The organism is Actinomadura sp. 21ATH, from assembly GCF_041951345.1.
Taxonomy (GTDB): Bacteria; Actinomycetota; Actinomycetes; order Streptosporangiales; family Streptosporangiaceae; genus Spirillospora.
In genome coordinates, this window is sequence record NZ_JBGNUR010000004.1 from 35,860 (window position 1) to 49,278 (window position 13,419).

At 73.9% G+C, this 13,419-nt stretch carries 10 protein-coding genes; 4 read left to right on the plus strand and 6 right to left on the minus strand.

What is annotated here, in order from left to right:
- The first annotated feature begins 1 nt into the window (after position 1).
- On the plus strand, positions 2-2,233 hold the full coding sequence (secA2, locus tag ACA361_RS14845) for an accessory Sec system translocase SecA2 (protein ID WP_375012536.1): 2,232 nt from the start codon (positions 2-4) through the stop codon (positions 2,231-2,233).
- Here the strand turns inward: secA2 and ACA361_RS14850 are convergent.
- Entirely contained in the window at positions 2,214-2,774 is a 561-nt protein-coding gene (locus ACA361_RS14850) for a TetR/AcrR family transcriptional regulator (protein ID WP_375012537.1), read from the minus strand. The genes secA2 and ACA361_RS14850 overlap by 20 nt on opposite strands.
- A 95-nt stretch (positions 2,775-2,869) precedes the next feature.
- Here ACA361_RS14850 and ACA361_RS14855 point away from each other — a divergent pair, with 95 nt between their 5' ends.
- Entirely contained in the window at positions 2,870-3,775 is a 906-nt protein-coding gene (locus ACA361_RS14855; RefSeq protein ID WP_375012538.1) for a DMT family transporter, read from the plus strand.
- A gap of 194 nt (positions 3,776-3,969) precedes the next feature.
- Here the strand turns inward: ACA361_RS14855 and ACA361_RS14860 are convergent, their stop codons facing one another.
- Positions 3,970-8,622, minus strand: coding sequence for a DEAD/DEAH box helicase (locus ACA361_RS14860; RefSeq protein WP_375012539.1), 4,653 nt, complete (start codon positions 8,620-8,622; stop codon positions 3,970-3,972).
- Positions 8,623-8,744: 122 nt separating this feature from the next.
- Between ACA361_RS14860 and ACA361_RS14865 the strand changes: the two genes are divergently transcribed.
- Both ACA361_RS14865 and ACA361_RS14870 read left to right on the plus strand, forming a co-directional pair.
- Positions 8,745-10,010 (plus strand): alpha/beta hydrolase fold domain-containing protein, encoded by a 1,266-nt coding sequence (locus tag ACA361_RS14865; RefSeq protein WP_375012541.1) that lies wholly within the window; start codon positions 8,745-8,747, stop codon positions 10,008-10,010.
- A 9-nt stretch (positions 10,011-10,019) separates the two neighbouring features.
- Positions 10,020-10,214 carry a DUF3046 domain-containing protein gene (locus ACA361_RS14870; RefSeq protein WP_375012543.1) on the plus strand — a complete coding sequence of 65 codons (195 nt, stop codon included), beginning with the start codon at positions 10,020-10,022 and terminating at the stop codon, positions 10,212-10,214.
- A gap of 36 nt (positions 10,215-10,250) precedes the next feature.
- On the opposite strand, the gene ACA361_RS14875 is transcribed toward ACA361_RS14870, so the two are convergent.
- From ACA361_RS14875 to ACA361_RS14890, 4 genes are all read right to left on the minus strand, one after another.
- On the minus strand, positions 10,251-10,709 hold the full coding sequence (locus ACA361_RS14875; RefSeq protein WP_375012544.1) for a DUF350 domain-containing protein: 459 nt from the start codon (positions 10,707-10,709) through the stop codon (positions 10,251-10,253).
- Between the two features lie 79 nt (positions 10,710-10,788).
- A complete protein-coding gene (locus ACA361_RS14880) occupies positions 10,789-11,946 on the minus strand; it encodes a glutathionylspermidine synthase family protein (protein ID WP_375012546.1) in 1,158 nt (385 codons plus the stop codon).
- A 3-nt stretch (positions 11,947-11,949) separates the two neighbouring features.
- On the minus strand, positions 11,950-12,327 hold the full coding sequence (locus ACA361_RS14885; RefSeq protein ID WP_375012547.1) for a hypothetical protein: 378 nt from the start codon (positions 12,325-12,327) through the stop codon (positions 11,950-11,952).
- Positions 12,328-12,507: 180 nt separating this feature from the next.
- The gene (locus tag ACA361_RS14890; RefSeq protein WP_375012548.1) at positions 12,508-13,368 is read right to left on the minus strand and encodes an ATP-grasp domain-containing protein; all 861 of its coding nucleotides are present in this window, start codon (positions 13,366-13,368) and stop codon (positions 12,508-12,510) included.
- Between the last annotated feature and the right edge of the window lie 51 nt (positions 13,369-13,419).

Here is a 13,419-nt window from a genome sequence, read left to right on the forward strand (position 1 = left end):
CATGGCCCTGCGCGATCGGCTGCGCCGCGTATTGCAGCGACCGGGGAGCACCGATATCGCCCCGTACGAGCGGATCGTCGCCGCGGCGGGCGAGCTGGAGCCCCGCATGCGCGATCTCACGGGGGAGGAGCTGGCGGCGGCCGCCCGGGAGGACCTCGCGGGGCTGTGCGCCGCGGGCCGGGAGGCGGCCCGGCGCGCGATCGGCGAGCGGCCGTACGACGTCCAGCTCCTCGGCACGCTCGCGCTGATGAACGGCCAGGTCGCCGAGATGGCGACCGGCGAGGGCAAGACGCTGGCCGGCGCGCTGGCGGCCGCCGGGCACGCGCTGCGCGGCGAGCGGGTGCACGTGCTGTCGGTGAACGACTACCTGGCGCGGCGCGACGCCGGGTGGATGGAGCCGCTCTACACGCTGCTCGGGGTCTCGGTGGGGTGGATCGGGCAGGAGACGGCGCCGGACGGGCGCCGCGCCGCGTACGCCGCCGATGTCACGTACGCCCCGGTCAGCGAGGTGGGCTTCGACCTGCTGCGGGACCGGCTGGCCACCGATCCGGGCGACGTGGTGCAGCCCGCGCCGCGGGTCGCGCTGATCGACGAGGCCGACTCGGTGCTGGTGGACGAGGCCATGGTCCCGCTCGTCCTCGCGGGCGCCGCCGGCGGGCCCGCCGAGGGGGACGGCCGCTCGTACGCCGAGCTGGTCAGGCGGCTGCGGCCGGGCCTGCACTTCGCCACCGACGAGGAGGGCCGCAACGTGCGCCTCACCTCGGCCGGGACGCGCGAGGTCGAACGGGCGCTCGGCGTCGACCTGTACGCGCCCGGCGGCCTGGACGCGCTCACCGCCGTGAACGTCGCGCTGCACGCCGAGGTCCTGCTGCGCCGTGACGTGGACTACATCGTCCGGGACGGCGCCGTGAAGCTGATCAGCGAGTCGCGCGGCCGGGTCGCGCTGCTCCAGCGCTGGCCGGACGGCCTCCAGGCCGCCGTGGAGGCCAAGGAGGCGGTGGAGGCGTCACCGAGCGGCGAGATCCTCGACTCGATCACCGTGCAGGAGCTGGTCGGGCGCTATCCGGTGCGGTGCGGGATGACCGGGACGGCGCTGGGGGTGGCGGGCCGGCTGCGGGAGTTCTACGGGCTGGAGATCGCGGTGATCCCGCCGCACCGGCCGCGGATCCGGGTGGACGAGCCCGACCGGCTGTACGCGACCGCCGTCGACAAGGACGTCGCGATCATCGAGGAGATCGCCGCCGCGCACGCCGCGGGCCGTCCCGTGCTGGTCGGGACGCCGGACGTGGCCGCGTCCGAACGGCTCGCCCGCCGCCTCGACCGGGCCGGCCTGGAGTGCGTCGTCCTCAACGCCAAGAACGACGCCGAGGAGGCCGCGATCATCGCCCGCGCGGGCGCCCCCGGCGCGATCACCGTCTCCACCCAGATGGCGGGCCGCGGCACCGACATCCGGCTCGGCGAGGGCGTCACCGCGGGCCTGCTGGTGATCGGCACCGCCCGCCACCACAGCGGCAGGCTGGACGACCAGCTGCGCGGCCGCGCGGGCCGCCAGGGCGACCCCGGCACCTCGGTCTTCTTCACCAGCCTGGAGGACGACCTGGTCACCCGGTACGCGCCGGGCGAGAAGGCCAAGGCGCCCGCCGACGACGAGGGGCGGATCGAGAGCAAGGGCGCGCACTGGATCGTCGGCCACGCCCAGCGCGTCGCCGAGGGCGTCGACCTGGAGATCCACCGCAACACCTGGCGGTACCACCACCTGATCTCCCTCCAGCGCCGCGACTTCCTGGCCGAACGCGACCGCGTCCTGAACGGCGACGCGGCCGACCGGCTGATGCGCGAGCGGCACCCGGACCGCCACGCGGAACTCGGCGGGGACGTCGCGGGGGCCGCCCGCCGGCTGCTGCTGTTCCACCTGGACCGCTGCTGGTCGGAGCATCTGGCCTACCTCGCCGACCTGCGCGAGGGCATCCACCTGCGGTCGCTGGGGCGCGGGCTGGACCCGCTGACCGAGTTCCACCGCGAGGCCGTGCCGGCGGGCAAGCGGCTGCTCGACCGCGCCCGCGACCGGGCCGCCGCCGCGTTCGCCGAGCTCGCCGGCTTGGACGAGGTCGACGCCGGGACGCGGCGCCCCTCGGCCACCTGGACGTACGTCGTCCACGACAACCCGTTCGGGTCGATGGACGAGCGGGCGTTCCGCGGGCTGGTGTCGCTGGTCAGGTCCCGGCGTTCATGATCGTTTCGGCGGTGGCGCGGGCGGTCCGCGCCGCGTCCGGCATGTTCCCGACGCTGAACGCCACCACCGCGCCCTCGTGCAGGATCAGCAGCCGGTCCGCCATCGCCGCGCCGAACCCCGCCTCGGCGGCCAGCTCCGCGTACAGGTTCCGCAGCCACGCCTTCTGCTCGGCCGCCGTCCGGTGCACGGGATGCGCCGGATCGGGCAGCTCGGCGCAGGCGTTCACCATCGAGCAGCCCCGCGCGCTCTCGGTGCGCAGCCAGTCGCCGATCGCGTCGAACGTCGCGAGGATCCGCTCCCTGGGACCGCCGGCGTCCGCCAGCCGGGCGTCCAGGAAGACCCGCCAGCGCTCGTCGCGTTCCCGCAGGTAGGCCAGGATGAGCGCCTCCTTGGAGCCGAACCGGTCGTAGACCGTCTTCTTGGTCACGTTCGCCTCGGCGGCGATCAGCTCCATGCCGACCTGGCCGACGCCGCGCTCGTAGAACAGCCGGCCTGCCACGTCGAGCACCCGCCGTGCCGCCGGCGTCATCGTCCGCTCCATTCCGCCTCCCTCGGGTGCGCCAGGTACACCGCGAGTATACCCACCGGTTTAGCTACTATCTATACCGGTATGTATACCTGCGGAGGTGATCCCCCATGAAGAAGGACGTCCTACTCGGCGGCGGCTTCGTCATCCTGTGGAGCTCCGGCTTCATCGGCGCCGAACTCGGCGCGCGAAGCGCCCCCGCCTCGACCCTGCTGGCCTGGCGGTTCCTGATCGCCGTCGTGCCGCTGGCCGCCTGGCTGCTGTGGCGGCGCCCCCGGCTGCCCCCGCGCGACCTCGGCCTGCACGTCCTCATCGGCACGCTCGGCCAGGTCGGCTACCTGTACGGCGTCTTCGCGTCCGTCGAGCACGGCGTGCCGTCCGGCACCAGCGCCCTGATCGCCGCCCTCCAGCCCATCGTGGCCGTCGCCCTGGCCGTCCCGCTCCTCGGCGAGTCCGTCACCGGCCGCCAGATCGCCGGCCTGGCGGTGGGACTCGGCGGTGTCGCGCTCGTGGTCGGCGGCGACCTCGGAACGGGCGCGCCCCCGTGGGCCTACGCCCTGCCGGTCGGCGCCATGCTCTCCCTGGTCGCCGCCACTCTCCTGGAACGCCGCACCCGCCCGACGATCGGTGTCATCGACGCCCTGGCCGTCCAGGCGGGGATCAGCGCCGTGCTCTTCAGCGCGCTCGCCCTGGCCTCCGGGACGCTCGCCCCGCCCGCCGACCCCGCGTTCTGGGCCGCGATCGCCGTCCTGGTCGTCCTGGCCATGTTCGGCGGCTACGGCCTCTACTGGGTCAACCTCGCGCGCAGCGGCGTCGCCCGCGTCTCGGGCCTCCTCTACCTGACCCCGCCCGCCACGATGCTGTGGTCCTGGCTGATGTTCGGCGGCACGATGACCCCGCTCTCCCTCGGCGGCGTCGCCGTCTGCGCGGTGGCCGTCCCGCTGACCCGCCCCCGCTCCCGCGCTCCCGACGCGCCCTCACCCACCCGAGAAGAAGAACTCGCCAACGCCGCCTGACCTCGGGCGTCCCGCGGACCCGGCCTCCCGTCCTCGGGAGTCGATGCACGGGTGTAAGCAGCGTCCCGCTTGAGCGGTGGCGTAGGGGGGCCTCCGGGGCGGGCGCGCAAGCGGCGAGTGCTCGCACGCCCGGGGAGCGGGCACGGCGGGCTCGCCGTCGTGGGCGGCCGCCGTGGGGCGGGGCTGCGAGGACGCTACGCGCGGAGGCGGAGGCCCTTCGGGGTCGGGTGGAAGCCGGCGGACTCCAGGGCGGACGCCAGCGGGGAGTTGGAGATGGCCTCGCCGTCCGCGCGTTCGACGGTGAGGCGGCCCAGGGCGCCCTCGCGGACGGCCAGGGCGAGCGCGTCGACCGCGGGTTGCAGGACGTCGGGGGAGGCGCCCCAGGTGAGGAGGGTGCGGCCGCCGCGTTCGACGTAGAGGATCAGTTCCCCCTCGATCAGGACGACCAGGGCGCCCGCCTTGCGGCCCGGCTTGTGGCCGCTCGCCACCTCGTCCTCGCGGGCGGGCCAGGGGAGGGCCGCGCCGTACGGATTGGCCGGGTCGGCGGCGGCCAGCACGAGGGCGCGGCGGCCGGACCGGTCCTGCTCGCCGGGGAGCGGGGTCTGCCAGGGGTCGGCGGGCGGCGCCGGCGGGGCCGGCCTCAGGGCGCGCAGGCGGTCGACGGCGCCGGGGATGGCGAACTGGGCGGCGCCCAGGCCCTCGACGAAGTAGCCGCGGCGGCAGCGGCCGCTCTCCTCGAACGCGCGCAGGACGGGATAGACGGCCGCGAACCCGCCGGGCGTGCGCTCGGCGGCGACGGCTCCCCGGATGACGATCCCGTAGCGGTCGAGGAGCGCCTCCGCGAGCGCGTGCGAGCGCAGGGTCGCGCCGGTCTCCCGGGCGGGGAGCGGCCACCAGCGCCCCGCGACCGTGGGCGGGCCCGTGCGGGACGGGAGCACGGGGCGCCCGCGCCGGGTCGTCCGCGACCGGTGCGTCGGCCGCCCCGAGCCCAGGGCGGACCGGAGCGGGGCGAGGGTGTCGTTGGTGAGGTGGCCCGCCCAGACCAGGTCCCACACCGCCGCGACCAGGTCCTGGTCGTTGACCGTGACCTGGGCGTTGACGCGGTCGGAGAGCATGCGGAAGAACAGCGCCCCGCCGTCGGAGAGCGCGTCGAGCGCGGCCTGGTGAACGGGGGTGAGCGTGATCTCGGCCGGTTCCGGCATCAGGAGCGGCGCGGTGTCGGCCAGGTAGAGCGAGACCCAGCCGTCGCCGCCGGGAAGCCCGCCCTGGCCCGCCCAGACGACCTCGCCGGCGGAGGTGAGCTCGTCGAGCATCGCGGGGGTGTAGCCCTGGACGCGGGCCGGCAGCACGAGGCTCTCCAGCGCGGACGCGGGCACCGCCGCGCCCTGGAGCTGCTCGACCGCCTGGACGAGGGCGTCGATGCCGCGCAGCCGGGAGCCGCCCGCGATGCCGTGCCAGACGGGCAGGAAGCGGCCGAGCGCCTCGGGCGGCGAGGGCTCCACCTCGGCGCGCAGGCGCGCGAGGGAGCGGCGCCGCAGCGTCCGGAGCACGCCGGTGTCGCACCATTCGCCCGTCAGCGGTCCCGAGACGCTCTCGACGGGCAGGAACTCGCCCTCGACCACCCGGCCGGCGGCCGCCAGCCTGCGCAGGGCCTCGACGACGACGGCCGGGCCGAGGCCGAAGCGGACGGCGGCGCGGGCCGCCCGGAACGGCCCGTGCGTGCGGGCGTACCGCGAGACGAGGTCGCCCAGGGGGTCGTCCACCGGCTCCAGGAACGCCTCGGGCACGCCCACCGGCAGCGGCGCGCCGAGCGCGTCGCGCAGCCGCCCGGCGTCCTCGATCGAGGCCCAGCGCTCCTCGCCCGCGACGCGCACCCGGATGATCCGCCGGGTCGCCTCCAGGTCCTCCAGCCACCCGGCCGCGCCGGGATCGCCGGGTGCCTCGGCGGCGGCACGCGGCTCCGGGCCCGCGTCGCCGTCCGCTCCTTCGGATGGCGTGGGCGTCCCGGGCGCCTCCGCCGGCGCCGTACGGGCGATCACCTCGGCGGTGGTCAGCGGGCCCAGGCCGCGCAGGAGGTCCGCGACGCCCTCCAGATCGCGGGCGCGGCGGTCGGCGGCGAGCCGCTGCAGCTCGCGCTCGGTGTCCGCGACGACCTCGGGGTCGAGCAGCTCGCGCAGGTCGGCCTGGCCGAGGAGCTCGGACAGGAGCGCGGTGTCGAGGGCGAGGGCCTGGGCGCGGCGTTCGGCCAGCGGGGAGTCGCCCTCGTACATGAAGGCGCCCACGTAGTGGAACAGCAGCGACCGCGCGTACGGGGAGGGCTCGGGCGTCTCCACCTCGACGAGCCGCACCTTGCGGCCGGACAGGTCGCGCATCAGGCCGACGAGGCCCGGGACGTCGAAGACGTCCTGGAGGCACTCGCGCATCGTCTCCAGGACGATCGGGAACGAGGGGTACTTGCTCGCGACCGCGAGGAGCTGGGCGGCGCGCTGGCGCTGCTGCCACAGCGGCATCCGCCGGTCGGGACGGCGCCGGGGGAGCAGCAGCGAGCGGGCCGCGCACTCGCGGAAGCGGGCGGCGAACAGCGCCGAGCCGCCCAGCTCGTCCACCACGATCCGCTCGATGTCGTCGGGGTCGAAGACGGCGAGGTCGAGGCTCGGGGGCTCGTCCATGTCGGGGATGCGGATGACGATGCCGTCGTCGGCGTGCATCGCCTGGGCGTCGACCCCGTAGCGCTCGCGCAGGCGGCCCGCGATCGCCAGGGCCCAGGGGGCGTGCAGGCGGGCCCCGAGCGGGGAGTGGACGACCATCCGCCAGTCGCCCAGCTCGTCGCGGAACCGTTCGACCACGAGGGTGCGGTCGTCGGGGACGTGCCCGGCGGCCTCGCGCTGCTCGGCGAGGTAGGAGACGAGGTTGGCGGCGGCCCATTCGTCCAGGCCGGCGGCGGTGACGCGGTCGCGGGCCCGGTCGGCGGGGAGGGCGGCGAGCTCGCGGGTGAACGCGCCCAGCGCCCGCCCCAGCTCGGCGGGCCGGCCGAGGGTGTCGCCGTGCCAGAACGGCAGCTTGCCCGGCTGGCCGGGGGCGGGGGAGACGAGCACGCGGTCGGGCGTGATGTCCTCGATCCGCCACGAGCTGGCGCCCAGGACGAACACGTCGCCCACGCGCGACTCGTACACCATCTCCTCGTCCAGCTCTCCTACGCGGGACGACTTCTCTCCCACCAGGAAGACCCCGAACAGGCCGCGGTCGGGGATGGTGCCGCCGCTGGTGACGGCGAGCCGCTGGGCGCCGGGGCGGTCGCGCAGCACGCCGGTGACGCGGTCCCACACCAGCCGGGGGCGCAGCTCGCCGAACTCGTCGCTCGGGTAGCGGCCCGCGAGCATGTCGAGGGTCGCCTCCAGCGCGGAGCGCGGCAGCGTCGCGAACGAGGCGGCCCGCTTGACCACGGTCTCCAGCTCGTCGACCGTCCACTCGTCCATCGCCACCATCGCGACGATCTGCTGGGCGAGCACGTCCAGCGGGTTGCGCGGGTAGCGCATCTCCTCGATCTCGCCGCCGCGCATGCGCTCGGCCACCACGGCCGTCTGCACGAGGTCGCCCCTGTACTTGGGGAAGATGACGCCCTTGGACACGGCCCCCACCTGGTGGCCCGCGCGGCCGACGCGCTGCAGGCCGTTGGCCACGGACGGCGGGGACTCCACCTGGACGACGAGGTCGACCGCGCCCATGTCGATGCCCAGTTCGAGGCTGGACGTGGCGACGACCGCGGGCAGGCGGCCCTGCTTGAGGGCGTCCTCGATGCCGGCGCGCTCCTCCTTGGAGACCGAGCCGTGGTGGGCGCGCGCGATCTCCAGCGGCGCGCCCTTGCTCGCTCCCGCCTGCGCCATCGTCTCGGCGGGCGCGTGGTCCTCCGTGAGGGGGCCCACGCTGCGCTCGTACGCCAGCTCGTTGAGGCGGCCGCAGAGCCGCTCGGCCAGGCGCCGCGAGTTGGCGAAGACCAGCGTGGACCGGTGCGCCTCGATGAGGTCGAGCAGCCGGTCCTCGACGTGCGGCCAGATGCTGCGCCGCCGCGGGTCGGCCGTCCCGGCGCCGTCGACGAAGCCGCCCACCTCGCCCATGTCCTCGACCGGGACGACGATGTCGAGGTCGAAGACCTTGTCGGACGGCGGCTGCACGGCGGTGGCCGGGCGGGTGCCGCCCAGGAACGCGGCGATCTCGTCGATCGGCCGCACGGTCGCCGACAGGCCGACGCGCTGGGCGGGCCGTTCGAGGAGGGTGTCGAGGCGCTCCAGGGACAGCGCCAGGTGGGCGCCGCGCTTGGTGCCCGCGACCGCGTGCACCTCGTCGACGATCACCGTCTCGACGCCGCGCAGCGAGTCGCGGGCCTGCGAGGTCAGGATCAGGAACAGCGACTCGGGGGTGGTGATCAGGATGTCCGGCGGGCGGGTCGCCAGCCGGCGGCGCTCGTCGGCGGGGGTGTCGCCGGACCGGATGCCGACCCGCACGTCGGGCTCGGGCAGCCCCAGCCGGCGGGCGGCCTGGCGGATCCCGGTCAGCGGCGCCCGCAGGTTGCGCTCGACGTCGACCGCGAGGGCCTTGAGCGGCGAGACGTACAGGACCCGGCAGCGCTCCTTGGGATCGGGCGCCTCCTCCCGGGCGGCCAGCCGGTCGAGCGACCACAGGAAGGCGGCCAGCGTCTTGCCGGAGCCGGTCGGCGCCACGACGAGCGTGTCGTCCCCGCCGGAGATGGACTCCCACGCGCCGGCCTGGGCGGGCGTGGGCGCGGCGAACGCCCCCGCGAACCACGCGCGGGTGGCGGGGGAGAAGCGTTCGAGCACGTCACCGCTCATGTCACCATCCTGCACCCCGCCTCTGACAGAACGCGCCGCCGGTGGCGCGCGTCACGTTGTAAGCGAATGCTTGCTTGGGTCATCCTGGAGGGCGGCCACGGCCCCGAGGAGGTTGAGCCCTGATGTCGTACGCCCTGCTGGCCATCGGCGCGGCGGCCCTGCTGCTGACCCTGAACGCCCGCTACCCCGTCCGCCACACGGCGGTCCTGGCACCGAGCTTCTTCCTGGCATGGGGCGCGATCGAGCTGGCGCCCCACCTGCTGGTGGCGGAGGTCGCCGCCATCGCCGGGACGGCCCTGGCCGGCGGCCTGGACGGCTGGCCCGGCTGGACCGGCCTGGCGCTCGGCATCGCGGGCACCGCGGGGACCGTGGCGAGCATCATCGCCTCCCGCCGCACGGTCGTCACGCTCCGGGACAGCGGCGCCCCGCTGGACCTGGACCCCGAAGGCGCCCCCCGCTACCCGTTCTGGCACCTGGTCGTCCCGCCCGCCTGCCTGATCCCCCGGCGCGGCGTGCGGGTGCGGCGCAACGTGGTCTTCCACGAGGAAGGGCGGCTGCGGCTGAAGGCGGACGTCTTCCAGCCGGCCCGGGAGGGCGGCGGCCTCCGGCCCGGGCTCCTGGAGATCCACGGCGGCGGCTGGGTCATCGGCAGCAGGCGCGAGCAGGGCCTGCCCCTCCTCAACCACATGGTCCTGCAAGGGTGGGTGGGCTTCAACGTCGACTACCGGCTCAGCCCGAAGGCGACCTGGCCCGAGCACCTCCTCGACCTGAAGCGCTTCATCCGGTGGTACCGCGAGCACGCCGCCGAGTACGGCGCCGACCCCGGCTGCCTGTACGTGACGGGCGGGTCCGCGGGAGGGCACCTCACGGCCATGGTCGCGCTCACCGCGAACCTGCCGGAGTTCCAGCCCGGGTTCGAGGACGTCGACACCTCCGTCAAGGGCGCCGTGCCGTTCTACGGCGTGTACGACTTCGTCGGAACGGAGGCGTGCGCCGTGCCGAAGCCCATGATCAGGCTCCTGGAGCGGATGGTCCTCAAGAAGTCCGCAGAGAAGGACCCCGACGCCTTCGCCAAAGCGTCCCCGATGCACTACCTGAGGGCGGACGCGCCACCGTTCTTCGTCATCCACGGCAGCCACGACTCGCTCGTCCCGGTGGAAGGGGCGCGCGCGTTCGCCGAACGCCTGCGCGACGCCTCGGAGTCGCCGGTCGTCTACGCCGAGATGAAGGGCGGGCAGCACGCGTTCGACGTGTTCCCCTCGTACCGCACGGCCAGGGTCATCGAGGGCGTGGAGCGCTACCTGACCGGCCTGCACCGCGAGTACGGCCGGAAGGCCGGCGACGCGCCGCCCGCGGTACCGGACGAGGTGGCCGACTCGCTCGGATAGCGTGAGCGGGTGCGGCTCACAGTGTTCTGGGATCGGATGAGGCAGCAGTTCGGCGACGCCTACGCGTCGAGCGTGGCCAAGGACCACGTCATGGCCGAGCTGGGCGGCCGTACCATCGAGCAGGCCCTCGCCGACGGCGAACCCGCCAAGAAGGTCTGGCAGGCGGTGGTGGCCACCTTCGACGTCCCGCCCAGCCTGCGCTGAGGGACGTCCAGGGGAGGCGGCCACCGCCTCCCGTCATCAGTAGACCGCGACGGCGGTGACGAACCCGATCATCAGGTTGGCGACCGCGAGCAGGATCGCGGCGGGCTCCAGCTTGTCCTCGGCGTCGTCGGCCAGGTCCTTGATGCTGATCCCGACCAGCCGGTCGAAGATCAGCGTGGCGATCGTCATCGCGACGATGCCGACGCCGCCGAACACCAGCGTCCGGGCCAGGCCCTCCAGCAGGTCACCGCTCGAAGCGAAGATCGAGACGGCCACGATCAGGCCCACCCCGATCGTCGAGGCCACCGCCAGCAGCGTGGCGTTGGGGTTGCGGTGCTCGCGGATGACCGTGATCAGCCGGCCCGGGGTGGCCAGGTCGGTCATGTAGAAACCGATCACGAACAGCACCAGGCCGACCGCGGCGTAGGCGAGCAGCGCGCCCGTCCCGTCCAGCAGGATCGAGCCGAGGCTCTCCTCGTTCGCCAGCGTTCTCATGGGTCTCCTTACGGAACTCGCGTCCCCCGCGTTACACGACAGGGGACGCGCTTACAGGGGGTGACTTGCAGAGGGTGCCTTACAGCGGGATGCGATGGGGGACGAACGACGAGCTGTCATCGGTGATGAGCCCCGCCGTCTCCCGGATGCCCAGCCCCGCCGACTCGTCATGGACCACCCAGGCGCCCAGCACAGGGTGCTCCCCGTCGAAATCGGGCAGCGCGCAGAACTCCTGGAAGACGAAGCCCTCCTTGCCGTAGTCCCCCTGCGTGCGCTGCTCGCTGCCGTCCGGGGTGACGATGCGCATGCTCGCCCCCTCCCGCCCCAGCAGCGGCTTCTGCACGTACGAGGTGAGGCCGGAAGGCGTGTTCAGGTACGTGGGGAGCAGGTTGGGGTGCCCGGGGAACAGCTCCCAGAGGAGCACCAGGAGCGCCTTGTTGGACAGGACCATCTTCCAGATCGGCTCGATCCAGCGGGTCGGCGTCCCCGGGATGTTGCGGCCGAACGGCTCGTTGACGATCCACTCCCACGGATACAGCTTGCAGAGGGTGCGGATCTCGAACTCCTTGAGGTCCACGAACCGCTCCCGCCGCGGATCCCAGCCGACCTCCTCCATGGCGATCGCCACCCCCGGCAGGCCCGCCTCCTCGGCGGTCTCCTGCATGTAGGCGATCGTCATGACCTCCTCTCCCGTCTCGTCGCCGTGGGTCCACGCGAAGTGGGCCGGCCCCTCGCCCACCTCGGAGGCGATCTCCTTCCACCGCGCCACCAGGCGCTCGTGGATGGAGTTCCACTGGTCGTCCCCGGGGAACGCCTCCTGCAGCCAGAACCACTGCACGATGGAGCTCTCCACCAGGGACGTCGGGGTGTCGGCGTTGTACTCCAGCAGCTTCGCCGGCCCCTTGCCGTCGTAGCAGAGGTCGAACCGCCCGTACAGGTGCGGGTCCCGGCGCCGCCAGGACGCCTCGATGAGCGGCGCCACCCAGTCGGGGATGCCGAGCACGTGGTAGCGCCCGGTGGTCACCACGTGCTCGACGACCTCCAGGCACATCCGGTGCAGTTCCTCGACGACCTCCTCCAGCGCCAGGACCTCGTCCATCTCGAAGACGTAGTGCACCGACTCGTCCCAGTAGGGGCGCGGAAGGTGCGCCGGATGCGCCGTCCGGTGGTACGCCAGGCCGTGCTCCTCGACCTTCTCCGCCCAGTTCTCGCGCGGCTTCGAACGCGCTCTCCGCACGGCCTAGCTCCCGCTCTTGCCGCCGCCGCCGAAGCCGCCGCGGCTCAGGGTGTTCCCCTTGCTGGACTTGATCTTGCCCTTGCTGGGCCCCACCCGGCTGCCGCCCGACACGTAGCCGTCCCTGTCGCGGTTGCCGCCGTAGTACCAGAAGTACCGGCCGTACGAGATCGTTCCACGCTCGATGTCACGCCTGTCGCAGAAGGCGTCCGGGACCACCCGGTAGCCGCCCTTGGTCTTGCCCACGTTGGGCGCCATGCGGTCCACGCACCACGCCGTGGTGGACTTCGAACCGCAGGCCGCCACCGTGAGGGACAGCGCGCTGACCATCCCGATCTTGACGGCACGGGAGCTGAGCCGACGCTTCTGTTCCTGTGGGGGCAAGGCGAACACGTCCTTCGAAAACGAGGCGACCTACGACCGGCCGGTTCCGCGGGACGGGCGCGAACGCCTGCGGGGAAAGGGAACTCTCGGTCGCGAGGCCATAGCTTAGGGGTGGTCGTTCCTCGGACGGAAGGGACGTCCGGACCGTTCCCGGAGACGGGGAAATCCGTCCGGCGGAACTCAGTCCGGAACCGGCAGATGCGCGTAGAGGTCCATCGGATCGACCGTCGACGGAAGGTCGCTCACCTGGCCGTCGCCGACCTCCACCACCCGCCACACGCCGTCCTCCCGGCACGCCAGGTCGGTCGTGATGAACCGGCAGCCCAGGATGCGGACGGCGGGCGCCACCGCGTCCAGGACGGGGTCCGGCTCGACGTCCGGGCTGTCCGGGTGGGGGCCGACCAGCGCCGGCTCGCCGTCCACCCACCACACGCGCGCCTCGCCGTCCCCGTCGTACGGCTCGAACTCCCGCACGACGAGGCCGCCGGCCAGGAAGTCCTCCTGCAGCGCCAGCATCTTGGCGACGATCCCGCGCAGCACGGGGAGGTTCTTCACGTCCGGGACGAAGCACGCCTCGTCCCATTCGTGCTTGCGGGACTTCACGTAGTCCTTCACGATGGCGGGCCCGCCGCGGAGGGGACGCACCAGTTCCCCCAGATCCCCGGGGTCCTCGCCGGGGGAGAGCGGCCGCCACACGCTCTGCGGCGTCAATCCCGCGAACGTGTCGTGCCAACCGGGCAGCTCGTGCGCGCGCCGGTAGTCCTCCGGATGCGTGAGAAGGAAGGCGCCGCGCGCCTTCAGCATGCGCGCCATCGCGGCGTACTCGCCGCTGGAGAGCATCCAGCCGCGGTACCAGACGGGCCCCAGGTCACGGGGGACGGCCCGTACCGCCGCCTCGGCGTCCCCGCCGCGGAGCGCGTCGTGGTCGATCAGGGCGATCTCGCCGTAGTGGTCCCGTACGGCGGCCGCCTCGCGGGCGAAGTGGGGGTCAACGCGCCGGGGCCGGAGCGGGTCGACGCAGAAGAGGACGGTCAGCGTCATGATGGAACCCTCCGTGGACGGCGCCAGCGTACGGGTTCTTGAGTGTCGCGC

Excerpts from the sequence above, each read along its gene's own strand:
- ACA361_RS14890 (WP_375012548.1), bottom strand. The coding sequence starts at position 13,368 with ATGACGCTGACCGTCCTCTTCTGCGTCGACCCGCTCCGGCCCCGGCGC.
- ACA361_RS14850 (WP_375012537.1), bottom strand. The coding sequence starts at position 2,774 with ATGGAGCGGACGATGACGCCGGCGGCACGGCGGGTGCTCGACGTGGCA.
- ACA361_RS14875 (WP_375012544.1), bottom strand. The coding sequence starts at position 10,709 with ATGAGAACGCTGGCGAACGAGGAGAGCCTCGGCTCGATCCTGCTGGAC.
- ACA361_RS14860 (WP_375012539.1), bottom strand. The coding sequence starts at position 8,622 with ATGAGCGGTGACGTGCTCGAACGCTTCTCCCCCGCCACCCGCGCGTGG.
- secA2 (WP_375012536.1), top strand. The coding sequence starts at position 2 with ATGGCCCTGCGCGATCGGCTGCGCCGCGTATTGCAGCGACCGGGGAGC.
- ACA361_RS14865 (WP_375012541.1), top strand. The coding sequence starts at position 8,745 with ATGTCGTACGCCCTGCTGGCCATCGGCGCGGCGGCCCTGCTGCTGACC.
- ACA361_RS14855 (WP_375012538.1), top strand. The coding sequence starts at position 2,870 with ATGAAGAAGGACGTCCTACTCGGCGGCGGCTTCGTCATCCTGTGGAGC.